19 protein-coding genes are annotated in these 22,569 nt (G+C 65.5%); 4 read left to right on the top strand and 15 right to left on the bottom strand.

What is annotated here, in order from left to right; translation table 11 throughout:
* Positions 1-45 precede the first annotated feature (45 nt).
* The 5 genes from C5C07_RS15710 to C5C07_RS15695 all read right to left on the bottom strand — a co-directional run bounded on the left by C5C07_RS15710 (position 46) and on the right by C5C07_RS15695 (position 4,514).
* Complete coding sequence (locus tag C5C07_RS15710) at positions 46-1,275, bottom strand: PQQ-binding-like beta-propeller repeat protein (RefSeq protein ID WP_115805505.1); 1,230 nt, start codon at positions 1,273-1,275, stop codon at positions 46-48.
* A 101-nt stretch (positions 1,276-1,376) separates the two neighbouring features.
* Positions 1,377-2,240 carry a DUF6293 family protein gene (locus C5C07_RS15705; protein WP_115805504.1) on the bottom strand — a complete coding sequence of 288 codons (864 nt, stop codon included), beginning with the start codon at positions 2,238-2,240 and terminating at the stop codon, positions 1,377-1,379.
* A gap of 170 nt (positions 2,241-2,410) precedes the next feature.
* Positions 2,411-2,581, bottom strand: coding sequence for a hypothetical protein (locus C5C07_RS21340; RefSeq protein ID WP_158546594.1), 171 nt, complete (start codon positions 2,579-2,581; stop codon positions 2,411-2,413).
* Between the two features lie 195 nt (positions 2,582-2,776).
* On the bottom strand, positions 2,777-3,184 hold the full coding sequence (locus C5C07_RS15700; protein ID WP_004971991.1) for a PPC domain-containing DNA-binding protein: 408 nt from the start codon (positions 3,182-3,184) through the stop codon (positions 2,777-2,779).
* A gap of 604 nt (positions 3,185-3,788) precedes the next feature.
* Complete coding sequence (locus tag C5C07_RS15695; RefSeq protein ID WP_008096918.1) at positions 3,789-4,514, bottom strand: SDR family NAD(P)-dependent oxidoreductase; 726 nt, start codon at positions 4,512-4,514, stop codon at positions 3,789-3,791.
* A 138-nt stretch (positions 4,515-4,652) separates the two neighbouring features.
* Between C5C07_RS15695 and C5C07_RS15690 the strand changes: the two genes are divergently transcribed.
* Both C5C07_RS15690 and C5C07_RS15685 read left to right on the top strand, forming a co-directional pair.
* Entirely contained in the window at positions 4,653-5,606 is a 954-nt protein-coding gene (locus C5C07_RS15690; protein WP_049968691.1) for an LLM class flavin-dependent oxidoreductase, read from the top strand.
* A 97-nt stretch (positions 5,607-5,703) separates the two neighbouring features.
* Positions 5,704-6,528, top strand: a complete 825-nt coding sequence (locus C5C07_RS15685; RefSeq protein WP_049968692.1) for a polysaccharide deacetylase — start codon at positions 5,704-5,706, stop codon at positions 6,526-6,528.
* Positions 6,529-6,555: 27 nt separating this feature from the next.
* On the opposite strand, the gene C5C07_RS22165 is transcribed toward C5C07_RS15685, so the two are convergent.
* From C5C07_RS22165 to C5C07_RS15665, 4 genes are all read right to left on the bottom strand, one after another.
* Positions 6,556-9,027 carry an ABC transporter ATP-binding protein gene (locus C5C07_RS22165; RefSeq protein WP_115805503.1) on the bottom strand — a complete coding sequence of 824 codons (2,472 nt, stop codon included), beginning with the start codon at positions 9,025-9,027 and terminating at the stop codon, positions 6,556-6,558.
* Positions 9,028-9,207: 180 nt separating this feature from the next.
* Entirely contained in the window at positions 9,208-10,188 is a 981-nt protein-coding gene (locus tag C5C07_RS15675; RefSeq protein ID WP_181950717.1) for an ABC transporter permease, read from the bottom strand.
* On the bottom strand, positions 10,181-11,188 hold the full coding sequence (locus C5C07_RS15670) for an ABC transporter permease (protein ID WP_008096928.1): 1,008 nt from the start codon (positions 11,186-11,188) through the stop codon (positions 10,181-10,183). Before C5C07_RS15670 ends, C5C07_RS15675 begins: the two co-directional genes overlap by 8 nt.
* Positions 11,189-11,248: 60 nt before the next feature.
* Entirely contained in the window at positions 11,249-12,892 is a 1,644-nt protein-coding gene (locus tag C5C07_RS15665) for an ABC transporter substrate-binding protein (protein WP_049913721.1), read from the bottom strand.
* Positions 12,893-13,054: 162 nt separating this feature from the next.
* On the opposite strand from C5C07_RS15665, the gene C5C07_RS15660 reads away from it, so the two are divergent.
* Entirely contained in the window at positions 13,055-13,759 is a 705-nt protein-coding gene (locus C5C07_RS15660) for a creatininase family protein (protein ID WP_049968828.1), read from the top strand.
* An 84-nt stretch (positions 13,760-13,843) separates the two neighbouring features.
* Here C5C07_RS15660 and C5C07_RS15655 read toward each other — a convergent pair whose 3' ends face one another.
* Positions 13,844-15,256 (bottom strand): amidohydrolase, encoded by a 1,413-nt coding sequence (locus C5C07_RS15655; RefSeq protein ID WP_049968695.1) that lies wholly within the window; start codon positions 15,254-15,256, stop codon positions 13,844-13,846.
* A 362-nt stretch (positions 15,257-15,618) separates the two neighbouring features.
* Between C5C07_RS15655 and C5C07_RS15650 the strand changes: the two genes are divergently transcribed.
* Positions 15,619-16,383, top strand: a complete 765-nt coding sequence (locus C5C07_RS15650; protein WP_008096933.1) for an IclR family transcriptional regulator — start codon at positions 15,619-15,621, stop codon at positions 16,381-16,383.
* A gap of 130 nt (positions 16,384-16,513) precedes the next feature.
* On the opposite strand, the gene C5C07_RS15645 is transcribed toward C5C07_RS15650, so the two are convergent.
* The 5 genes from C5C07_RS15645 to C5C07_RS15625 form a co-directional block, all read right to left on the bottom strand.
* Entirely contained in the window at positions 16,514-18,463 is a 1,950-nt protein-coding gene (locus tag C5C07_RS15645) for an archaea-specific SMC-related protein (protein WP_008096934.1), read from the bottom strand.
* A gap of 79 nt (positions 18,464-18,542) precedes the next feature.
* On the bottom strand, positions 18,543-19,166 hold the full coding sequence (rdfA, locus tag C5C07_RS15640; RefSeq protein ID WP_115805502.1) for a rod-determining factor RdfA: 624 nt from the start codon (positions 19,164-19,166) through the stop codon (positions 18,543-18,545).
* Positions 19,167-19,930: 764 nt separating this feature from the next.
* Positions 19,931-20,728, bottom strand: a complete 798-nt coding sequence (gene rhcB / locus C5C07_RS15635; protein ID WP_115805501.1) for an L-rhamnose 1-dehydrogenase — start codon at positions 20,726-20,728, stop codon at positions 19,931-19,933.
* A 51-nt stretch (positions 20,729-20,779) separates the two neighbouring features.
* Entirely contained in the window at positions 20,780-21,631 is an 852-nt protein-coding gene (rhcF, locus tag C5C07_RS15630) for a 2,4-diketo-3-deoxy-L-rhamnonate hydrolase (protein WP_115805500.1), read from the bottom strand.
* A gap of 82 nt (positions 21,632-21,713) precedes the next feature.
* Positions 21,714-22,472 (bottom strand): IclR family transcriptional regulator, encoded by a 759-nt coding sequence (locus C5C07_RS15625; protein ID WP_115805499.1) that lies wholly within the window; start codon positions 22,470-22,472, stop codon positions 21,714-21,716.
* Positions 22,473-22,569 lie beyond the last annotated feature (97 nt).

The raw sequence follows: 22,569 nt of genomic DNA, 5'->3' as shown, positions 1-22,569 counted from the left end.
TGAACTCGGCGTCACGTCGGCAACCGCGGCGACGGCCCGCTGGCCTCAGTCCGCTACGCGGAACACGCCGGGGTTCCTGCCTGTCCCGGCGAAGTAGAGTTCCGACCCGCGGACCGACAGGCCGCCGGTGGGTCGGACGTCGAGCGCCTTCGACCACAGTACCTCGCTGGACGCCGCCGAGACGGCCGAGAGGCGGTCGTCGCTCGCCACGAACCGGGTGTCGCCGGCGACGACCGGCGGGCGGGCGAACGTATCCGCATCGAGCGACAGCGTCCACTTCGTCGCGCCGTCGGCGGCGTCGAACGCGGCGAGACTCCCCCGCGAGGACTGGACGTGAAGCGTGTCGTCCGCGACGGCTGTCTGCGGGCTTCCGTTCTCCGGAAGCGGGACCGACGCCCGCCACTGCGTCGACCCGTCTTCGAGGGCGAGGGCGAGCACGTTCCCGCGGTGAGCGCTGTAGTAGAGATTGGCGTCGTCCACCGTGAGCGGGACGGCGCTCTGCGGGAGGTCCTCGCGCCGCCACCGCTCCTCGCCGGTCGCGGCGTCGAGTGCGGCGACGCCGGTCTGCTCGTGGTCGACGCCGATTGGCGTGTAGACGACGCCGTCGCGGGCGGCGAGACCGGGCGAGGCCCTGCCGGCGTCGTAGCTCCATCGCTCCTCTCCGGTCGCGGGGTCGCGCCCGAAGACGGTCGAACCGTCGCCGTCGACGAGCGTTTCCGCGGCGAGCACCGGCGCGTTCGCGGGAGTCCCGTACCCGCCCGCGCTCGTCCGCCAGCACCGCTCGCCGGTCCGGGCGTCGTAGGCCGCGACGAACTCCGCGGTCGAGACGAACATCGCGTCGCCGGCGAGCGTGGGCGTGGATTTCCCGTGGGCGTAGTCGACGGTCCACGCGTCGTCGGAGTCCGCGGGAGCGGCCTCGGCGTCGAGGTCGAGCGCGCGATACACGCCGTCCTCACCGTCGCCGTCGCTGTATCCGAGGACGCCGCGCCCGCCGGCGAGCGCGACCGAGGTGGCGAGCGCCGCGTCGCCGGACGCGATTCGCTCGACGCTCGCGTCCGCCGAGGGGCCGGAGTCGGTGGTGTAACCGGTGTTGGCGAAGTCGCGCTGGTAGGTCGGCCACGCACCAGTCACGTCGCCGACCGGCGCGTCACGTCGGTAGTCGCGCTCGACATCGAGGGCACCGATTGCGCGGGCGACACAGCCTGAGAGCGACGCGAGGGCGGTCGCGCCGCCGGCCGCGAGGACGGCTCTGCGCGTGTGCATGTTGGAGGGCATACATGTCTGCGTCCCGTCGCTACCGTACTAACAGTTGTCCTTGGAGCGACAGGGATAGGCGGTGGCGTCGGGGGCGGTGACGGCGGGAGTCGCGACTCGTCCTACCGATTCTCGACGAGCGCGTCGACCGGGTTGTCGAGGGCGAAGTCGACGTTCTCGGACGGGTCGTCGGTCCGGGCTTCGAGGTCCGAGACGACCGACTCGGCGCGGTGGCGGAACGCGCGGAGCGTCTGTCTGCCCTCCTCCGTGAGTTCGAGGTAGCGGCGGGTTCCGCGCTGGGTGACGGTGACGTAGCCCTGATGTTCGAGCGTCGCGGTGACGCGGTTGTCGAGGACGTTGTAGTCGCCGGTGACGGGTTCGTAGTCGGCGGCCTCGCCGTCGACGCGGCCGCGCATGAACTCGAGGCCGTAGCGGGCCGCCTCGGTGATGAGCGTCTTCTTCTTCGCGTGTTTGGCGTCGGTGTCGTGGGCCTCGATGATGGCGAGCGCGGCGACCTGGTCGGGGGAGGGCGAGTCGATTTGGTAGGTCGTCAGGAGCGACGCCTGCGCGAAGCCCTCGGTGACCGGCGCGTCGAGGCCGTGCGGCCGGACCTCCGGGTCGACGACGTACGGTTCGGCGTCGGTGCGTTCGTCCATGCAGGCCATCGTCGCGCCGACGGCCGCGCGCTTTGTGCCGGCGGTGACGTTGACGCGGACGAAGTCGTCGGGGTGCCAGTCGGCGATAGTCGTAATCGCGCCCATCACCTCGTACATGTCGAAGAGGTCGAGGTACTCGACGTCAGGCGGGGTGCCGACTACGTCGGCGATGCGGTCGACGACCGCGTCGTGGTAGGTCGGGCGCTCGACCGCGGGGTCCTCGTGTTCGAGGAGGTAGACCTTGTCCGGCCGGTCGTCCTCGATGGGGCCGACGATGCGGTCGTGTTCGCGCCACAGGGGGACGATGTGAACGCGGAGGTGTCGTTTCATCTGTCACTCTCGGCCACGACTTCCCGCGTCGAAAGTCATTCGGTTGGGAGATTCTCGCGTGAGCGAACGGTAGAGGGCCCATAAACGCCGAATCGAGATCTATACACGCTATTCAGGCTACTCACGTAACTTACGGTAGTTGCCGAGGAACCGCCAATGTGGGTTATCGACTACGAATAGTTGCCGCCGGCCGCGCTCCAACGGACCGGCGGTTGCGACCCGCCGACGGCGGCGCGACCACCGGTCCCCGGTCGCGTCCCCGCGGCGGACCCCGCGTCGGCGGACGACCCCCCGGAACCCTCGTTCGGTGCGCTCGGGGCGTCGGCCAGTCCGCCGACCACGCGCCCTCCAGCCCCCCTCGCTTCGGCCCTCCACCGCCGGCCGACGCCCCGACAGCACCGTCTTTTCTTTCTCCGAACTCACTCGTCTCCCGACGAGCGCGCCGCTCCCGACCCGCGGCGGGCGCACAAAAAACGACCGAGTGTCCGCACCGCGATTCACGCGGGTCAGGCCGGTTCAGTTCGGTCCGGCCCGGTTCAGATGTCGAACACGTCGAGACCGGTCCGCTCGTCGAGGTGGTGGGTCAGCGGCGTCTCGCCGAGGTGGATGACGACCTCGAACGTCCCGGAGACGCGCGCGCCGGAACAGTGGCCGCCGAGCGTCTCGAAGTCGCGCGTGCCGACCTGAATGTGCGTGTGAATCTTGTCGGGGCCGATGTTGCCGAGGAAGCTCGTCACCTCGAACTGGCCCGTGAACTCCTCTTCGAGGTACTCCTGGTCGCCCACGTCGTAGTGGCCGAGCGTGACGGAGTCGACCGCGCCGATACCCGTGAGAAAGCCGTGTTCGATGTCGAACTCGTCGCGCACCGTCGCGAGCGAGTCGAGGACCTGTTCGCCGGGGTCCAGCCTGACGACGACCGTGTCGTCTTCTTTGACGTAGTCCATGGTTGTGCCCGAGCGTCCGGTACAGGGCCGGCGGCGTAATATGTTTTGAAAGGCTCAACGTTGCGGGACGAACGGGGTTCCAAATTGTTAGACGTCTGGATAATCACAAGAATAGTCGGTTCAGACGTATGTTAGTCGAGTCTCGTTCTCGACTCCCGTCCGCCCACTTTCACACCAAATCGATGACCGTGGCCCCCTTCCTATTCGCCAGTATCCCCAGATTACCGGCCCGTAATAGACGGTCTCGCTCTCGAATAGACAGATTCGGTCGGCGGAGTGGTCGTCGAAATCGCGGATGACCACGGACACGACAACCAATCCGACCGCGCTCGTCCGGTCGTCGTCTCGGACGCACAGAAAGTGGGGAGAATCCGTCACAGAGGCGAAATAACGCGTTTTCTCGCGGGGCAGCGTTATCGCGACCGACGGGCGAGGCGTGTCGAACCGACGGAGAGACCGACCGACGGCGAATCGCTCGAAGGTATTCGGACGAGCGACGTTAATTCTGTTATTTGATATATATTTGTTTTTGTCATATTTGACCACCAACTCGGTTCGGCCCGGTGCAACTCGGCACTGTCCGTGACCGCGGTCGGCCGGCGCGTCACCGGAGCATCGACCCGCCGTCGACCGTCAGCACCGTGCCCGTCACGTAGCCCGCGCCGTCGCAGAGGAACGCGACCACGTCGGCGACCTCCTCGGGCGTCCCGATGCGTTCGAGCGGGAGATCGGCGGCGTACTCGGCGAGCGCCTCTTCGGTCCAGAGGTTCGACTCGGTGAGAAGCGGCGTCTCGACGAGCCCCGGCGCGACGCAGTTGACGCGCACCTCGGGGCCGAGCTGTTTCGCCAGCCCCTTCGTGAGCCCGAAGACGCCCGCCTTCGACGAGGAGTAGTGGACGCCGCCGGTCGCGCTTCCGCGGAGGCCAGCGACGCTCGACACGTTGACGATGGCGCCCTCGCCGCGCTCGACCATGGCCGGCGCGACGGCGCGGGCGACGACGTACTGCCCCTTGAGATTCACGTCGAGGACGCGGTCCCACTCGTCTGGGCCGAGGTCCGCGAGAGAGACGGCCCGCGAGATGCCCGCGTTGTTCACGAGCGCCGCCACGTCGGCAACCGATTCGACCGCCGCCACGGCGTCCGCGACCGCGTCGGGGTCGCGAACGTCGACCGCGAACTCGTGGACGCGCTCGTCGCCCCAGTCCGTCTCGCCGGCCTCGATATCGAAGCAAGCGACGTAGTCGTACTCCGCTCGGAGTCGCTCGACGACCGCCCGACCGATACCGCTGGACGCGCCGGTCACGACTGCCGCGCGCTGATTGTCCGTCATGTGGTTCGGGAGGACGCGAACCGTAGTACGTGTTGGGGTGGCGGCGAGCGGTACTGTCGCGGTCGAGAGTGGTTCGAGCGACGTGGTCGAGGCGAGTGGAGTGGTAACTGTTTTCGTGGTTGCGCGTGAGCCGTTCGTATGCAGTTCGCAGTCAACGTTCCGACCAGCGCCGGCGACTCCGTTCACTCTCAGTTGGCGTTCTGCGACGAGATTTCGTGGGACGCGCAGGTCGAGTTCGCCGTGGCGATGGAGAACCTCGGCTTCGACGGCGTCGCCGTCCCCGACCACGTCATGACCGGCAGCGGCCCGACGACGGAGTGTTTCGTCACGCTGGCCGCCATCGCCCGCGAGACCGAGGACGTGTACCTCTACCCGAAGACGGTGAACAACCACTTCCGAAACCCCGCGCTCCTCGCCAAGCAGGCCGCGACGCTCGATTCCGTGAGCGACGGGCGACTGAAACTCGGCATGGGTGCCGGCTGGAAGGAGAGCGAGGCGCGGGCCTACGGCTACGACTGGCCGGACGCGCCGACCCGCCTCCGGATGCTGGAGGAGTCGATTCGGATGCTCAAGCGCCTGTGGACCGAGGAGACGGTCAGTTTCGACGGCGACTACTACACCCTCGACGAGGCGATGTGCCGGCCCCACCCCGTCCGAGACCCGCATCCGCCCATCATGGTCGGCGGCGGCGGCGAGTCGTTCACGCTCCGAATCACCGCACAGTTCGCCGACTCGTGGAACTTCTGGGGGCCGCCGGAGGTGATGCAACACAAACTGGACGTGCTCGAACGCCACTGCGAGGGCTACGGCCGGCCGTTCGAGGAGATAGAGCGCTCGTGGTTCGCGCGGTGTCTGCTCCGCGAGGACGAGGCGGAACTCGACGCCCTGCTCGACGAGCACTTCCCGCGGTTCAAACCCGAGAACGTCGCCGACAGCGAGTACCCGCTCGTCGGCACGCCGGAGCAGGTCCGCGAGCGACTGGAGACGTTCGACGAGATGGGCTTCGGCGAGGTCGTCGTGGAGTTCGTGGACTTCCCCGAGACCACGAGCGCCGAGCTGTTCGCCGAGCGCGTCGCGCCGGCGTTTCGGTAACCTGCGGGCCGGGAGTCCGCGAATCGACCCGGCGTGGGCCGCGTCCCGCGAGTGCGGCATGGAAACAGCTATCACATCTATTTTCGTACGTCGAAGCGTGACTCACCACAGCGTCTGCCTCACCTTCGACTTCGACGGCGTCTCGTCGTGGATACACTCGTTCGAATCGCCGGACAGTCCGACGAAACTGTCGAGAGGACTCTTCGGCGTCGACGTGGGCGCGCCCCGCGTCCTCGACCTCTTGGACGAGTTCGGCGTCGAGACCACCTGGTTCACGCCGGGCCACACCATCGATAGCTTCCCCGAGGCCGCCGAGGAGGTGTGGAGCCGCGGCCACGACGTCCAACACCACGGCTGGTCGCACACCCGCCCGCGACAGTACGAGTCGCGAGAGGCCGAGTACGACGACGTGAAACGTGGCGTCGAGAGCATCGTGGACCTCACGGGTCGGCGGCCGACCGGCTACCGCTCGCCGTCGTGGGACTTTTCGACCCACACGCTCGGCATCCTCGACGAACTCGGCTTCGAGTGGGACTCAAGCCAGATGGCGACCGACTTCGAGCCGTACCGCGTCCGCGAGGGGTGGGCTGCCCCCGCCGACGCGCCGTTCGAACGCGGCACCGAGACCGACATCGTCGAGGTGCCCGTCTCGTGGCAACGCGACGACTTCCCGGCGTTCGCCTTCAACCGCGAGCGGGGCTACGCGAACGAGAAAGCGGTGTTCCGCCAGTGGCGCGAGCAGTTCGACTGGATGGTCGACAACGTCGACGGCGGCGTGTTCGTCCTCACGATGCACCCGCAGGTCATCGGGCAGTCCCATCGGCTCGCCCGGCTCGAATCGTTCGTCGAACACGTCGCCGACGCGCCGGGCGTCGCCTTCGAAACCGTGGACGAAGTCGCCGACCGATTCGGGTCGGCGTGAGGGCGAGATAAAGACGGCGGCGCTTTTTCAGGAGTAGTGGTGACAGCTGACGATACGGTCGAGTTCGTCGGGCGAGTCCAGCGCCGGCACCTCGGAGGTACAGACGCTGGGCTCGACGAACGTCTCGGTCAGGAGCGACGCGGCGTCGCGCCACGCGCCGTCGGCCGCGAGCGAGAGCGCGCGCTCCACGGTCGTACCGGCGTCGCCGGCGGGGAGGCCGTCTGGGAAGTAGGTCGCGCGAGCATCGTCGGCGACGACATCCGGGGACTCGCGCTGGACGGCTCTGACGAACCGGCGCACGCGGTCCCACTCCTCGTCGCCGAGGTCGAGTTCCGCCGGGGCGACGAGGCTCGGACACCGGGTGTGGAACCGGCAGCCGCTCGGCGGGTGAATCGGCGACGGAACGTCGCCGGACAGCGGGACGGTCTCGCGGGACACCCGGGGGTCAGGAACCGGAATCGACGAGAGTAACGCCCGCGTGTAGGGGTGTTTCGGCGACTCGAACAGGTCGTCCTTGTCGGCGAGTTCGACCAGTTCGCCGAGGTACATCACGGCCACGCGGTCGCAGACGTGGCGGATGACGCTCAGGTCGTGGCTGATGAAGAGGTACGTCAGCCCGAACTCGTCCTGAAGCTCTTTCATCGTGTTGAGCACCTGCGCCTGCACCGACGCGTCGAGCGCCGAGGTCGGCTCGTCGCAGACGATGAAGTCGGGGTCGACCGAGAGCGCCCGCGCGAGGTTGACCCGCTGGCGCTGGCCGCCGGAGAACTGGTGCGGGTAGCGGTTGTAGTGGTCGGCGTCGAGGCCGACCGTCTCCAGCAGTTCGCGCGCCCGGGCCTCGCGTTCGCCCTCGTAGAGCCCGTGGGCCTGCATCGGCTCCTCGACGATTTCGCCGACGGTCATCCGCGGGTCGAGCGACGCCTGCGGGTCCTGAAAGACGAACTGCATGCGCTTGCGGCGCTTGCGAAGCTCCTCTTTCGACAGTTCGGCGAGGTTCTCCCCGTCGAAGACGATGTCGCCGGAGGTCGGGTCGACCAACCGGAGGAGCGTCCGCGCGAGCGTGGACTTCCCGCAGCCGGACTCGCCGACGAGGCCGAGCGTCTCGCCGGGCAGGATGTCGAACGAGACGCCGTCGACCGCGCGAACGTACTCGCGGTCGACCGAGAAGGGAAGCAGTCCCGCGTTGCGGTCGAACCGGAGGCGGTCGAGGAAGCCGTCGCTCGCGTCGAAGTACTTCCGCAGGTCGCGCACGCTGAGCAGTGGGTCGGCGTCGGGGTCGAAGGTGGAACCGGTACCGGTGTCGGCGGCGTCGTCGGCCGAAGCGGAATCCGACTCGGCGGCGGCCGACCCGGAGGCGGGCGCGGCGTCGTCGAGCGGGACGCTCTCCCAGTAGCCCGCCTCGGCGAACGAGTCGTTGCGCAGGCACGCCGCCCGGTGCGGCGCGGCGGCGACTTCGGTGACGGCGGTTCCGTCGCCGGCCTGTATCGCCACGTCACCGTCTCCCTCGCCGCCCTCGACGACGAGTCGGGCGTCGGGGTGGACCTGCAGACACGCCTCTCGGGCGTGCGGACACCGCGTGTGGAAGCGACAGCCGCTCGGCGGGTTGATGGCTTCCGGCATGATGCCCTCGATGGGCGACAGACCGTCCACGTCGCGGTCGGGCCGCGGAATCGACCCGAGGAGCGCCTCGGTGTAGGGGTGTTTCGTGTCGTGAAAGAGGTCGTCGACGGTCGCCTGCTCGACGATTTCGCCGAGGTACATCACGGCCACGCGGTCGCATATCTCGGCGACGACGCCCATGTCGTGGGTGACCCAGACGAACGACGTGTCGTAGCGGGCCGCGAGGTCCTTCACGAGGTCGAGAATCTGCGCCTCGACGGTCACGTCGAGCGCGGTGGTCGGCTCGTCGGCGATGACGAGGCTCGGTTCGCACGCGAACGCCATCGCGATGAGGACGCGCTGGCGCATCCCGCCGGAGAACTCGTGGGGATAGTCGTCCATCCGGCGTTCGGCCTCGGGGATACCGACCTCGCGGAGGCGCTCGACGGCGATGGCCTCGGCCTCGGCCGCCGACACGTCGCGGTTGAGCCCGATAATCTCGCTCAACTGCTCGCCGACGGTGAACACCGGGTTGAGGCTCTCCGTGGGGTCCTGAAATATCATCGCGATTTCGCGGCCCCGAATGCGCTCGCGAATCTCGCGGCTCGACAGCATCTCGGGGTCCTGCCGCGGTTCGTCGTCGGGGTCGTCGCCGCGCTCGACGCCGACGAGCAGGTCGTCTTCGAACCGGACCTCGCCGTTGGCGATGACGCCCGGCGAGTCGATGAGGCGCATGATGCTCCGCGCCGCGACGCTCTTTCCGGCGCCGCTCTCGCCGACTAGGCCGAGCACTTCGCCGCGCTGTACCTCGAACGAGATACCGTCGACGGCCCGGACGGTCCCCGCGTCGGTGCGGAAGTGGGTGTGCAGGTCGCGGACGGTGAGTAGCGTATCAGACATTGGTCGTGGAGTGGTGGGGGACGTCGGTGCGTGAGATGGGTGCCTCTGCAGAGCCGCGAGAGCGAGTTCCGACGCCGTCCCGGGGAGGGAGCGATAGTTCGGCGGGCGAGCGAGCGGCGGAGACCGGGCTACTCCCGGCCCCGCGGCGGACGGTCGGTGAGACGTGTGGTCCGTTCATCGTCAGTCGTTCGACCGCGGGTCGATTGCGTCGCGCAGGCCGTCGCCCAGCAGGTTGAAGCCGATGACCGTCGCGAGAATCGCGAGGCCCGGCCAGATACTGAACCACGGGTTGACGATCATGTACTGCCGCGAGTGGGCGAGCATCTGCCCCCACGACGGCGTCGGGGGTTGGACCCCGAACCCGAGGAACGACAGCGACGCGACGATGAGGATGTTCACGCCGACCTGCAGCGTCGACTGGACGAGCACCGGCGCGAAACTGTTGGGGATGATGTGGCGGAAGATGATGTGGCGGTCGCGCACGCCGGCGGCCTTCGCGGCCTCGACGTACTCCATCTCCCGGACGCTCAGCACCTGCGAGCGAATCAGTCGCGTGAACACCGGAATCGTCGTGATGGAGACGCCGACGATAGCGATGCCGAGTTCCTTGCCGAACGCGGACATGATTGCGATGACGAGGATGAGGAACGGAATCGCGTACAGCGATTCGACGAACCGCTGAAGCACGTCGTCCACCCAGCCGCCGTAGTAGCCGGAGACCGCACCGACGACCGTCCCGATGGTCATCCCGATGCCCGTCGCGATGAGACCGACCTGGACGGCGATGCGGGTGCCGTAGACCAGCCTGACGAGGATGTCGCGGCCGCGGTGGTCCGTCCCGAGCGGATGCGCCCACGACCCCGTCCCGAAGCTGTTTTCGATGCCAACCGGCGGAAGCAGGATGGTGCTTCCCGCCGGGTCGTTCTCCGGGTGGTACCAGAACGTCGCCGCGAACTGGTAGTCGAACAGGTCAGCGTCGATAGTCGTCAACAGCGCGACGAGCGTCACGAGCCCGATGACGTAGAGGCCGACGCGCGACGCCGAGTTGCGCTTGAGCTGTCGAAGCACCTGCGAGGTGCGCGAGACGGCCGAGCGCTCGTCGGCGTCCGCGACGCCGCCCGTGCGGGCCGAGTCGCCGACGGCGGCCGTCGAATCACTCACCGGCACCACCCCCGTAGGAGATGCGCGGGTCGATAACCGCGTACAGCACGTCCACGACGAGCACGCCGAGGACGAACACGATGGCGAAGAATATCGTCGTTCCCATGATGAGCTGGTAGTCCTGCGCCCGAACCGCGGTGATGATGAGGTTCCCCATCCCGTTGATGTTGAAGACCGTCTCGGTCAGCACCGCGCCGCCGAGGGCGGTCGTCATCTGGATGCCGATGACGGTGAGCACCGGCAGTTGCGCGTTCTTGAACGCCTGTCGCCGGAGAATCGTCCGCTCTGAGACGCCGTAGGCGCGGGCGAGTTGGACGTAGTCCTTGTTGAGCACTTCGAGCATCGACGACCGCTCGATGCGCGTGATGGCCGCCATCTGGAGCGTCCCCAGCGTGATAGAGGGGAGTACCAGATGCGACGCCGCAGTCACGAGCACGTCCAGTCTCGACGTCGCCCCGTCGACCGACGCGGGGTCGGCCCACGGCATGATGAGCCCGCTCGGCGGCAGGAGGTCGCCGTAGTACGCGAACACGATGATGAGCAGCAGGCCGACCCAGAAGCTCGGGGTGCTGACGCCGATGAGCGACGTGACGCGGGCGAGGTGGTCGTAGCCGTTGTTACGGTTCTTGGCGGCGAAGATGCCCAGCGGAATCGCGGTGCCGATTGCGAGGGTGAAACTCGACGCGAGCAGCAGCAGCGTCACCGGGAGCCGCTCGAAGATTTTCTCCGTCACCGCGACCCCACCGTAGTGGATGCTCGTCCCGAAGTCGCCCGTCGCAACCGCCGCGAGGTACCTGACGTACCGGACGTACAGCGGTTGGTCGAGGCCGTACTTCGCGCGGGCGGCCTCGATAGCCGCCGCGTCGGCGGCCGGCCCGACGAGGATGCGAACCGGGTCGCCGGGTATCGAGTTGATGAGGACGAACGTGACCGTAACGACGAACAGCAAGACCGGAACGATTTGGAGTAATCGCCGTCCGATGTAACCGGTTGTCGTCATGGGTGGAGTGGATGGGGAGTGAGCATATAACGTTTGGTAACTGTCACCGACAGTACAACATCATCTGTCGACCGAGACGTTGTTGTAGCCGGTGAGGAGCCGCGGATTCTGCGGCGAGACCGGGTGGACCTGGAAGTCGCTGACGGCGGACTTCACGCCGTAAGAGTTCTTGTAGTTGAACGCGGGGAGGTGAACTTTGTCCTCCAGAAGCGTCGAGATGGCGGACTGGTAGAGCTGTTGGCGCTCGTCGCGGTCGGTCGATTCGCGCGCGCCCTTAATCTGCTCCATCACCTCGTCGTTCTTGTAGTAGACGCCCTGGTTCACGCCCTCGGACTCCTCGTGGAACAGGTTGAACATGAAGTCGTCGGGGTCGGGGTAGCGGACCCACCCGAGGACGTAGATGTTGTAGTCCGAGGCGTTGCCGGTGTACGCGCGGCTGAGCATCGCGCCCCAGTCGAGCCGTTCGACGTGGGCCTCGTAGCCGGCCTCCTTGATGCCGTTGGCGATGGAGAGGCCGATGTTCTCGCGGTTGTCGTCCGGCGGGACGATAATCTTCGCGTCCCAGTCGGCGGGGACGCCCGCCTCCTCGAACAGCGCCGTCGCCTGCTCGACGTCTTTGTCGTTCGGAATCTCCATCCACTCTTCGAGCGGCATGTCCCACTCTTCGACCATCGGCCCCGGAAGCGGGCCGTACTGGCGGAGTCCGGCCGGGTCGATGTAGCGGTCGACCGCGTCGTCCATCGAGAAGCTGTAGTCGATGGCCTCGCGGACGCGCTTGTCGGCGGTCGGGCCCTCGTTGCAGTTGAACGCGACGTAGAAGTACCCGACGCTCTCGATTTCGGAGATGCTCGTGTCTTCGGTGCTCTCGACGGTGTCCCAGAGCCGGGGCGGAATCGTCTCGATGACGTCCACGTCGCCCGTCCGGAGGTTGGTGACGCGCGTCGTCGACTCCGTGATGGGTGTGAACTCGACGCCCGCGACGTTGGGCAGTTCGTCGCCCCAGTAGTCGTCCCAGCGTTCGAGCGTGACGTAGTTGCTCTCTTCCCACTCGACGAACTTGAACGGCCCCGAACCGATGGGCTGTTGGGTGCTGAACGCCTCTTTGTCCTCCTCGCGGACGGCCTCCGGCACGACCTGGTGGGTGAGGACGTGCTGGAACATCGCGTAGGGGTTCGAGAGGTCGAACTGGACCGTCGTCTCGTCGATGGCCTCGACCGAATCGATGACGCTAAAGATGCCCAAGAGGGGCGTCTCCTCTTCTATCGGCGCGCGGAACGAGTAGGCCACGTCCTCGGCGGTGACCGGGTCGCCGTTGTGGAACATCGCGTTGTCGACGATTTCGACGACGTAGCGGGTGTTGTCCCGCTCGATGGTCGGCATGCTCGTCGCGAGGTTCGGAACCACGTCCGTCCCCTCGCCGTAGGTGTACAGCTGACTGAACACCCGGTTCGCGACGAGCGCGTCGGGGTTCGAAAGCTGCGTTATCGGGTCGAATCGGACGGGGTTCAGCGACTGTCCGATGTTTATCGTCGCGTCGGGGCTCCCGGAGGTCGTCTCCGTCCCGCCGCTCGTGGTCGTTCCGCCGCCGCCGTCGCCCTCGGTCGTCGTTTCGGAACCGGAGTCGGACGTACAGCCGGCGAGTAAGACGGGTATCGACGCACCCGTCGCTTTCAGTATGTTTCTACGTGAGACACTCTCTCTCATCATTGACGCCGAATCATTTCGGCATCACCACCATAAGCATTTGCATACTGTACATTCGTTTCCTCTTGTCCCCCTCATACTGCCGCTTCGTGAAGTATTATATACGACAACTGTGCGTATCTCCGTATGGACTCAACGGAGTCACAGTCACTCCTAGCGGAGATGACGTGGCAGGAAGCCGAAACCGCGTTCGACGAGGCGGACTTCGTCGTGCTCCCCTGCGGAGCAACCGAACAGCACTCGACGCACCTCCCGACCTCAGTCGACTCCATCCGGGCGGAGAACCTGACCGCGGAACTCGCCGCGGCGGCCCCGGAACACGACCTGAATCTCCTCGTTCTGCCGGTCCTCCCGTACGGCTACTCGGAGCACCACATCAACTACGCGGGGACCGTCTCGCTCGGAGCCGACACGTACCAGGAGATAATCATCGACGTGGGCCGGTCGGTCCAGCGCCACGGCGCGACCCGGTTTCTCGTCGCCAACTTCCACGGTGGCAACATCGAGCCGCACAAGCTCGCGCTCGACCGACTCCAACGCGACCACGGACTCGACTCGTACTACGCCCACTGGACCGACTTCGCCCGCGACCAGTTAGAAGAGCGGTTCGGCACCGAGTGGGGTCACGCCGGCGAGTACGAGACGAGCGTCATCGAACACTACCGCCCCGAACTCGTCCACGGCGACCGCAAGACGCCGCAGACGAAGAAGAACCGCTACGAGGTCCGCCAGTACGTCCACTTCGACGACCTGACCGTCGAGGGTGGCCTCGGCGACCCGACGCAGTCCGACCCCGAGTTCCTCGAAGAGGTCATCGAGGCGACGACCGAGCGCATCCTGACGCATCTCCAGTCGGAATTGGAGTGACGCGAACCTCGGCGGCGAGGAGACGGACTGTAGCGAGCGAAAATGCGAACCGAAACGAGAGCTGATTTTCCCGACGACTACCGCTTACAGCGTGAGGTGGAACGGCGGTTCCGTCCCCTCCGGAAGCGCCGACTCGTACTCACCGGGCACCGACGCCTCGAACTCCTCGCGGGCCGACGCCACCAGCGCCTCGTCCGAAAAGAGGTCGAGCGTCGTCGCCGCGAGGACTTTCGCGGCGTACACGGCCGCCTTCGACCCGAAGCTCCCGTTTGCGGCGACCGCCTGCCACGTGTGCGACGGCGTCCCAACCGGCCACGACGCCGCCCAGAACTGCGCGGTCGGCGTAATCCAGCTCACGTCGCCGACGTCCGTGGAGCCGTTGAGCACTGTCCCCACGTCGTACGAGGGTTGGGCGTCGGGATACAGCACCGACGAGCGCGCCGCCTCGCGTCGGTCCTCCGGAAGTTGCGTCGTCCGCGCCTCGATGGTCTCGGCCGAGAGCGTCTCCTGAAGCTCCGCCGCGAACTCGCGGTCCTCGTCGGTGTACGGGATGGGACCGGCGAGTCGCATATTCTCCAGCAGTGTATCCGACAGCGCGTGATTCGCCACGTAGTCGTAACAGCCGGTGTGGAACCGCCGCGACACCGTCGTCTGGGTCATGAGCGCCGCGCCCTCGGCCACGTCGTCGAGCCAGTCGGTGATGCGGTCCACCTCGCCGCGGGTCGGCGCGCGAACGTAGAACCACGCCGTCGCCTCCGCGGGGACGACGTTCGGCGCGCCGCCGCCGTCGGGGATGGTGTAGTGGATGCGGGCGTCGTCGGAGACGTGCTCGCGCATGAACTCTGACCCGGTGTTCAGCAGTTCGACCGCGTCGAGCGCGCTCCGACCCGACTGGGGGCTGTCGGCGGCGTGGGCCGACTCGCCGTGAAACGTGTACTCGACGGAGTTCATCGCGAGCGTCTGAGCCATGAACGGGGCGCTGAGGTGGCTCGGGTGCCACGTGAGCGCGGCGTCGAGGTCGTCGAACGCCCCGTCGCGGGCCATGAACACCTTGCCGACGAGTATCTCCTCGGCAGGACAGCCGAAGAACGTGACCGTCCCCTCGGCCCGGCCATCGTCGATGGCGCGCTTCGCGGCGAGGGCAGCACCGACGCCGGCGACTCCGAAGAGGTTGTGTCCGCAACCGTGGCCCGGCGCGCCGGCCTCGACAGGTTCCCTGCTCGACGACACCGTCTGCGACAGTCCGGGGAGGGCGTCGTACTCGCCGAGGATGCCGACGTGCGGTTCGCCCTCGCCGTAGGTCGCGCTGAACGCCGTCGGCATCCCACCGAGACCCTCGGTGACGTCGAACCCGGCGTCGCGGAGAACCGACGAGAGCAACTCGGCTGACTCGGTCTCGTGAAGCCCGAGTTCGGGCGTCTCCCAGAGCGACTCGGTGAGCGAGACGAGTTCCGCCTCCAGCGACTCGACCGTCTCGAACGTCTCGTTGTGATTCATTGCGTCTCGTGTGCTTCGACTGGAGAAACCATAATAACACTTCCGGAGCGGTGGACGTTCAGGCGCCATATTCGGGTTTGAGATTGTGATTCACGAGGGACGAATGTAAACGGTGGGAGACGCCGAAACCGAGAAAGCGGCGTAGCACCGGATATCCGGAACGTTCGAGCCGCTGTCCCCCGGTTTCGATTGTCTCGCTCGCCGAACCAACGACGGGATGATATCCGCCGAATCGAGCACATATCGTGCGTATCGTTCACAAACGACTCGTTCCGGCGTCGGTACGCCCCAGATTCGTCATCTAGAAAATATCATTCGGGAGAGCCGAAAATACTATGTGTCGTGGTGACGACCCGCAGGTAATGACCACAAACGCGAACGACCGCTCGCTCAAAACGACGGTTACAACCCTCAGAATCGTCGAATTACTCCGGGAACGCGACGGTGCCGGCGTGACCGAAATCGCCCGCGAACTCGACATCGCTCCGAGTACCGCACACACCCACGTGACGACCCTCGAAGCACAGGAATACGTGGTCAAAGAGGGCGATACCTACCATCTCGGGCTTCGCTTCCTCGGCCTCGGGAACTTCGTCCGGACGCGGAAACGCCGTTTCGGGAAAGCCGAACACTACACCAACGTGCTCGCCGAGGAGTCCGAGCGGCGCTCCATCTTCACCGTCGAAGAGCACGGCCGAGGAGTGTACGTCCACACCTCGCCCGGAAAACACGGCGTCTGGACGCAGTCGACCGTGGGAAAGCGCGTCTACCTCCACTCGACGGCGAGCGGGAAGGCTATCCTCGCCAACATGCCGACAGAGCGGGTCCGCGAAATCGTCGAGCGAGTCGGACTTCCGAAGGAAACCGACCAGACGATTCACGACGAGGAGGCGCTGTTCGACGAACTCGCCGAAATCAGAGAGCGTGGCTACGCGCTGAACGTCGAAGAACAGATTGACGGCGTCCGCGCGGTCGGAGCCCCGGTCATGGGGCCGGACGGCGACGTGTTCGGCGCGCTGAGCGTCGCCGGCCCCTCCAACCGGATGAAGGGCGAACAGTTCGACCGCCTCACCGAGGTTCTCCTCGGTATCGCCGAGGAACTCGAACTGAGCATCGCGCTCTCCTGAGCACGGCCCGCGACCTCCGGATTCACGAAGTTCGTTACACATCTAATAATGTAACATTCAACAGGCCGCTCCGCTTGAAGTGCATTCCAACGTGGGCCAAAAACGAGAGATGAACCCGGCGGCGGCGACGTTACGCCGGTGAGTAGCGCGGGTAGTCGCTGTCGACGGCCTGCGCGTCCTCTTCGAGGAGGGCGACGGCGAGGTAGTCGGCGTAGTCCGCGAAGTAGTCGACGAGCCGCGAGATGCGGTTCGAGTCGATGGCCTCCAGCGAGTCGAGGACCATGAACGGAACCGTCTCGTAGACGTCGTGGATGAGGTAGCCCGCGAGCGCGAACACGAGGCCGGTCACCTCGCGCTCGGACTCGGAGAGGTGGGCGACGGAGTCCTCGTAGCTCACGCCGTCTTCGTTCGTCCGGATGACGTGGAGGTCGAACACCGACTTCTTGACCTTCTTTCGGCCCTCCCGAACCCGCTTTTCGGTGCGCTCGATCCAGATGCGGTCGAGGTTGTCGTACTCGAGCACGTCGAGCACGTCGTCCATGTGGGTGTTGAACTCCTCGACGGCCTCGGATTCGAGGCGCTTGATGCGCGTCCGAAGCTCCGCGAGTTCGTCTTCGATGTCCTCGCGGGCCGCTTCGAGTTCGTCGCGCTCGTCGAGTTTGCGCTCGATGTCAGCGATTTCGTCTTCGACGTCCTCGAGGTCGCTACGGAGGCGACCGAGGTCGTATTCGAGCTGGTTCGCCTCGCGGTGGAGGTCGAGCAGGTCGCCGTGTTCCTCGCTTTCGAGTTCGTCGACGGTCTGTTCGAGCGAGTCGATTTCGTCTTCGAGGTCCGAGCGGTCGGATTTGAGCTCCTCGATGCGCTCTTGGCGCGTCTCGCGCTCGCTTTCGATTTCGGACAGGCGGCGCTCGATGCGGTCGCGCTCGCGCTGGCGACGCTCGTAGGTGGACTTCTCGTCTTCGAGTTCGGAGAGCTGTTCCCGGTGTTCGCGGTTGTCCTCGAGTTTGTCCTCGCGGAGCGTTCGGAGGCGTTCGAGCGTGCCCTCGATTTCGGACTTATCGACCTCGGAACCGCACGTCCAGCAGACGACCTGGTCGTCGCCGAGCAGTTGGTCGGTGACGCTGCCGCCGGAGTCGTCGGCGTCGCGGAGCGCGTCCACGACGTCCGAGGAGGTGCCAGAGAGCATCTCCTCGTTGAACTGAATCACGGACTGGAGCTCGTTGACGGTCGACTGAATCTGCTGGCGACGCGTCCGGAGGCGGCTGATTTCGGACTCGATTTCGTCGATTCTGCCGCCCGCGACTTCGGGGAGGTCCTCGGCGTCGTCCTCGAGTTCGTCCTCTTCCGATTCGAGCGCGTCGAGACTCTGTTTTTCCGTCTCGATGCGGCGGTCCACGTCGTTGATGTCGCGGCGCTTGCTCCGGAGGTCGCCGAGCTTAGATTCGAGCTCGCTCTCGACTTCCTGCCGCTCGCTCACGCTGGCGTCGTACTCTTCGACTTCCTGTTCTTTCTCGGCGAGCTCGTCTTCCTTCTCCTCGATTTGGTCTTCGAGTTTCGTCCGCCGGCGTTCGAGCTGCGGCAGGCGGTCCGAGAGGTTGCTGAGCGTCGAGAGTTCGTCGGCGATGTCGCGTTTCTCCTGCTGGAGCGACTCGATCTGCTCGTTGATGGACTCGACGTCCACCGGACGCATGATGAGGTCGCGGAGGTCGTCACCGCGTGCGACCGCCTGTCGGGCGTCGTTCGTCTCGAGCAGGAACGCGAAGAGGTCCGCGAGGTCCGGGTCGTCGAGGACGGGGTTTCCGCCGGAGATGACCGTGTCGCCCTGTCGCTCGAACGTCCGGGTGTACGTCTCGTCGCCGATAGTGAGCTCGACCGACCCCTCGTCGGCGTCGCCTTTGAGCGCCACGTCGTCGCTGCCGTGGGCGGCCATGATAGACCGCAGAAGCGACGTTCGGTTCGTGGCGTTTCGACCCGCCAAGACCGTCACGCCCGGCTCAAACGACGTTGACAGATTGTCGATGCCACCGATGTTCTCGACCGAAAGGTGGACTTTGGATTTCGACACTTGTTCTGAACTCATACCTTGACCCAATAGGTGCTCCAATATAAAATCATCCGTTGAATCGAGCAAGATGTGACAGAACTAATTATGTAACCCGCTAGTTCGACACGTCCTCGTCGCAGTCGCACCCGCCGCGACGGAGCAGTTCGATAACCTCGTACTGCGTCCCGCAGTCCCGGCAGTACACCTGCGTGTCCACGAGGACGTCAAAGTCGCCGAGCCGGAGCTTACTCGTGTTACGGAGCGAACTCAGGCTCTGTTCGATGACCGCGACCAGTCGACCGCGGAGCCGCTGGATGGACTCGACGACGTTGTCGATTCTGTTCCCGGACGAAGACTCTTTCGAGACACCACGAATGTCCGTCAGATAGGTGTAGACCGCCTGGTGAGAGACAAAATCGGAGAGCAGTTGGTCGACGTCGACGCCGCGGGATTGGAGTGTGTTTTTCGCCTGCACGCGCATCCCCTCCGTGGTCTCGTCGCCGGTAAGAAGCGTGTACAGGTTCTCTACCTCGCCTTCGAGAACGTCCTCGCCCGCCTTGCGGAGCGCGGCGTCGAGCACCTTCTCGTTCATCAGGTCCGCGAGGTCACGGAGGCTGTCGCTGTCCTCGGGAGCCGTCCAGCGGTCGGCGAGCTGCTCGCCGAATCCGTCCAAGTCGTACGCCTCGATGACCCGTTCTACCTTGCTTAGGCGACGGTTCGTGCTTTGGTCGGTACCCATTACCCGTGATTCACACGGTAACGTAAAATATCTTCAGGTTTGGAGAGCGATTCGCCACACTCGGTGAGGCGCGTTCGTCAGAATTGAGCCGGACATGTCCGGTAATGTCGGATGAGATGGGATTCGACGACTCACGCGGAGACTGAGCAAACGCGGAGCTCGAGTCGAGAATGCAGGCGCTATGTAACTGACGGGAGACGATGGAAAAATAGAGCATCAATGGGACGTTGTGCTCGATGAGGTAGCCACCCCACGTGTTCATGAGTACCAGTTGGGCAGGCGTACTCAGTGGGGGCTACCACGCGTACAGTATGACTGACGTACTGATGGCTATCGTGCTGGTCGCACGGGATGCTGATCACACATGGGTCAGATTGCTCCGACCACGTGCTACTATGCAACATACAAATATGTACATTTTGTCTGTGGCTATTATTGCCTATCGAGGGAAAAACGGTGTTCAGAGCCACGAGCCCGCTGCTAAGTGCCGAAGACGAATCGGACGTATCCGGGCGGCGACGGCATGCCACCGAGCTCGCCGATGCGAGTCGATGCGGGTATCCCCGCGCCGCTTGGTTTCGCACCTCGGGACGGTCACGATGCGGTCTCAGTTCGCCCGGTTCCCAAAGTTCTACGCAACCAATATCCGACAATGCCGGACTGTGTGTGGGTGCTGTGGTCGAAAGCGCGAGATACTGATAGCGGCGTTGAAAACGCTGTTTTTGGGCGATTCAGACGGTTCCCCAAAGCAGTCGAAACGAACGCTAGTGTTTGAGGTAGCCGCCGTCGACGGCGATGGACTCGCCGGTTATCCAGTCGCCCTCCTCGGAGAGGAGCAGGACCGCGACGTGGCCGACTTCTTCGGGCTGGCCGATTCGGTCGAGGATGTGTGCGTCGAGCGTCTCCCCGAGGATTCCGTCCGGGGACTTGCCGGACTGCTCGGCGTGCTCGTCGAGCCACGCCTCGACCATCGGCGTCTCGACGGTGCCGGGCTTGAGCGCGTTGACGGTGATACCGTGGTCGCTCAGTTCCTTCGCCAACACGGTCGTGAAGGCGAGGACGGCCGCCTTGGACGCACCATACGCGCCCTGACCGGCGAACGGTCGCTCCGCGCCGACCGACGAGATGTTGACGATGCTGCCCTCGGTGTCGCGGTCGACCATCCGGGCGGCGACAGCCTTGGAGACGAGGAACGTCCCCTTGGCGTTCACCTCGAAGTGGAGGTCCCAATTCTCTTCGGTCGTTTCGAGGAGCGGAATCGCCTGCTGGACGCCCGCGTTGTTCACGAGGCCGTGGATGTCGCCGAGCGACTCGACGGCGGCGTCGACGGCGGTTTCGACGCCCGTGGCGTCGGTTACGTCGACCTCGTACACCTCGGCCTCGCCGCCCTCCTCGCGGACGAGTTCGGCCGTCTCGGCGGCCACCTCGGGTTTCGTGTCGAAAATCGATACGTCGGCCCCGGCGCGGGCGCAGCGGACCGCGATGCCGCGGCCGATACCGCGCGCGCCGCCGGTGACGACGATATGCTTGCCTCTCAGTCGGGTGTCTGTGTGCGTGCTCATAGTCGGTAGTACCGAGATATCCTATAAATAATTGTACTGTACGGCGCGCGGTTACTCGTCGCGCTCGGCGACGACCGGGTTGGTGAGCGTGCCGATGCCCTCGATTTCCACGTCGACGCTGTCGCCCGGCGCGAGCAGTTCCGGCGGGTCGCGGAAGATGCCGACGCCGCCGGGCGTGCCGGTGGAGATGACGTCGCCGGGTCGGAGCGTGGTGATGTTGCTGATATACTCGACGACCTCGTCGACGCCGAAGATGAACTCGGAGGTGTTGGACTCCTGTTTCGTCTCGCCGTTGACGCGGCAGGCGACGTCGAGGTTGTGCGGGTCGAGGTCTGCCTCGGGGACGAACGTCGGCCCCATCGGGGCGAACGTGTCGTAGCTCTTGCCGCGGAAGAACTGGCCGTCGTCGAACTGGGCGTCGCGGCCGCTCACGTCGTTGATGGCGGTGTAGCCCGCGACGTAGTCGAAGGCGTCCTCGGCGTCCACGTTCTTGGCCGTCTGGCCGATGACGACGCCGAGTTCGACCTCGTAGTCGACCTCGTCGATGGCCGCCGGGTGAACGATGGGGTCGCCGGGGTTCGTGACGGACGTGCCGGCCTTACCGAACAGGAGCGGACGTTCGGGAACCTCTTCGTCCTGTTCTTCGGCGTGGTCGTGATAGTTGAGCCCGACGCAGACGATTTTGCCGGGGCGCGGGACGGGCGCGAGGAGCTTCACGTCCTCGACGGGGACCGACTGGTCCTCGGCGGCGTTCGCGGCGTCCTCGACGACGGTGAGGAAGCCGGGGCTGTTCAGGTTCTGGACGGTAACGTCTTCGCGGAGGCCGGAAAGCGGGACGACGTCGTCGTCGCGGCGGACGCCCCATTCGGGGGCACCGCCCGCGGTGTATCGAACGAGTTGCATCGTTACACTTTGCCACACCGTGATACGTAACTGTTGCGCTCTACGCAGCATTGCGACGGCGGGGTGCGGGCACGGTCCGCGACTACGAGTACGTGAGGTTCACCTCGATGACGTTCGCGCTCTTGAGAATCTGGTTCGGCAGTTCCTCGGTAAAGCGCTCCTCGCGCATCCGGCTCTTGGGCCCCGAGACGCTCACGGCGGCGATGGCGTAATCGTCCTCGTTGAGTATTGGCGCGGCCACACAGCGCATGCCCTTGACGCGCTCTTCGTCGTCGTAGGAGTAGCCGCGCTCGCGGACCTGTTCCAGTACGTCGAACAGTTCCTCGCGGTCCGTGATAGAGCGGTCAGTCACCGCCTCCAGTCCGTGGCGGTCCAAGATGCGCTCGACTTCCTCCCGCGGCCGGTTCGCCATGATGGACTTTCCGAGCGCCGTCGTCTGCAGCGGGACACGCATCCCCGAGTGGGTGTCCAGGCGGACGGCGTCGGGGCCCCGCGACCGGTACAGGAAGACGCCGACGCCGTGTTCTTCTATCATCAGGTTGGCGTGCTCACCGGTCACTTGCGCGAGTTCGTTTATCTCGGGGCGGGCGATTTTGAACACCTTCTGACGGGAGCGCGCGTGAGCACCCAACTGGAGGAACCGCGTGCTGACGTAGTAGGTGTCGCCCTCCTTGATGAGGTACTCCTGTTGCTCCAGCGTCCGCAGGTGGTCGTGAATCGTGCTGGTCGGCTTATCCAGTTGCTTGGCAACCTCCGAGACGCCCGCCCCATCAAGTTCCCGTAGGAGGTCGACGAGTTCGAGCGAGATTTTGACCGCGTTGACCGGAACGTCCTTCGCCATAGTTAGTTATGAATACTCATCACCCAAATATCTTTCCGCTATGGCCGGAACTGATGTAGAAGTCACGAGCGACGAAGCCCGGTTGAAAATATCCACA

The sequence above is a fragment of the Haloferax sp. Atlit-4N genome, assembly GCF_003383025.1.
Classification (GTDB): domain Archaea; phylum Halobacteriota; class Halobacteria; order Halobacteriales; family Haloferacaceae; genus Haloferax; species Haloferax gibbonsii.
This window is presented reverse-complemented; position numbering and strand designations above follow the sequence as displayed.

Bases quoted from the DNA above. Each gene is read 5' to 3' on its own strand.
- C5C07_RS15710 (WP_115805505.1), bottom strand. From the start codon at position 1,275: ATGCCCTCCAACATGCACACGCGCAGAGCCGTCCTCGCGGCCGGCGGC.
- C5C07_RS15705 (WP_115805504.1), bottom strand. From the start codon at position 2,240: ATGAAACGACACCTCCGCGTTCACATCGTCCCCCTGTGGCGCGAACAC.
- C5C07_RS15700 (WP_004971991.1), bottom strand. From the start codon at position 3,184: ATGGACTACGTCAAAGAAGACGACACGGTCGTCGTCAGGCTGGACCCC.
- C5C07_RS15695 (WP_008096918.1), bottom strand. From the start codon at position 4,514: ATGACGGACAATCAGCGCGCGGCAGTCGTGACCGGCGCGTCCAGCGGT.
- C5C07_RS15690 (WP_049968691.1), top strand. From the start codon at position 4,653: ATGCAGTTCGCAGTCAACGTTCCGACCAGCGCCGGCGACTCCGTTCAC.
- C5C07_RS22165 (WP_115805503.1), bottom strand. From the start codon at position 9,027: ATGTCTGATACGCTACTCACCGTCCGCGACCTGCACACCCACTTCCGC.
- C5C07_RS15670 (WP_008096928.1), bottom strand. From the start codon at position 11,188: ATGACGACAACCGGTTACATCGGACGGCGATTACTCCAAATCGTTCCG.
- C5C07_RS15665 (WP_049913721.1), bottom strand. From the start codon at position 12,892: ATGAGAGAGAGTGTCTCACGTAGAAACATACTGAAAGCGACGGGTGCG.
- C5C07_RS15660 (WP_049968828.1), top strand. From the start codon at position 13,055: ATGACGTGGCAGGAAGCCGAAACCGCGTTCGACGAGGCGGACTTCGTC.
- C5C07_RS15655 (WP_049968695.1), bottom strand. From the start codon at position 15,256: ATGAATCACAACGAGACGTTCGAGACGGTCGAGTCGCTGGAGGCGGAA.
- C5C07_RS15650 (WP_008096933.1), top strand. From the start codon at position 15,619: ATGACCACAAACGCGAACGACCGCTCGCTCAAAACGACGGTTACAACC.
- C5C07_RS15645 (WP_008096934.1), bottom strand. From the start codon at position 18,463: ATGAGTTCAGAACAAGTGTCGAAATCCAAAGTCCACCTTTCGGTCGAG.
- rdfA (WP_115805502.1), bottom strand. From the start codon at position 19,166: ATGGGTACCGACCAAAGCACGAACCGTCGCCTAAGCAAGGTAGAACGG.
- rhcB (WP_115805501.1), bottom strand. From the start codon at position 20,728: ATGAGCACGCACACAGACACCCGACTGAGAGGCAAGCATATCGTCGTC.
- rhcF (WP_115805500.1), bottom strand. From the start codon at position 21,631: ATGCAACTCGTTCGATACACCGCGGGCGGTGCCCCCGAATGGGGCGTC.
- C5C07_RS15625 (WP_115805499.1), bottom strand. From the start codon at position 22,472: ATGGCGAAGGACGTTCCGGTCAACGCGGTCAAAATCTCGCTCGAACTC.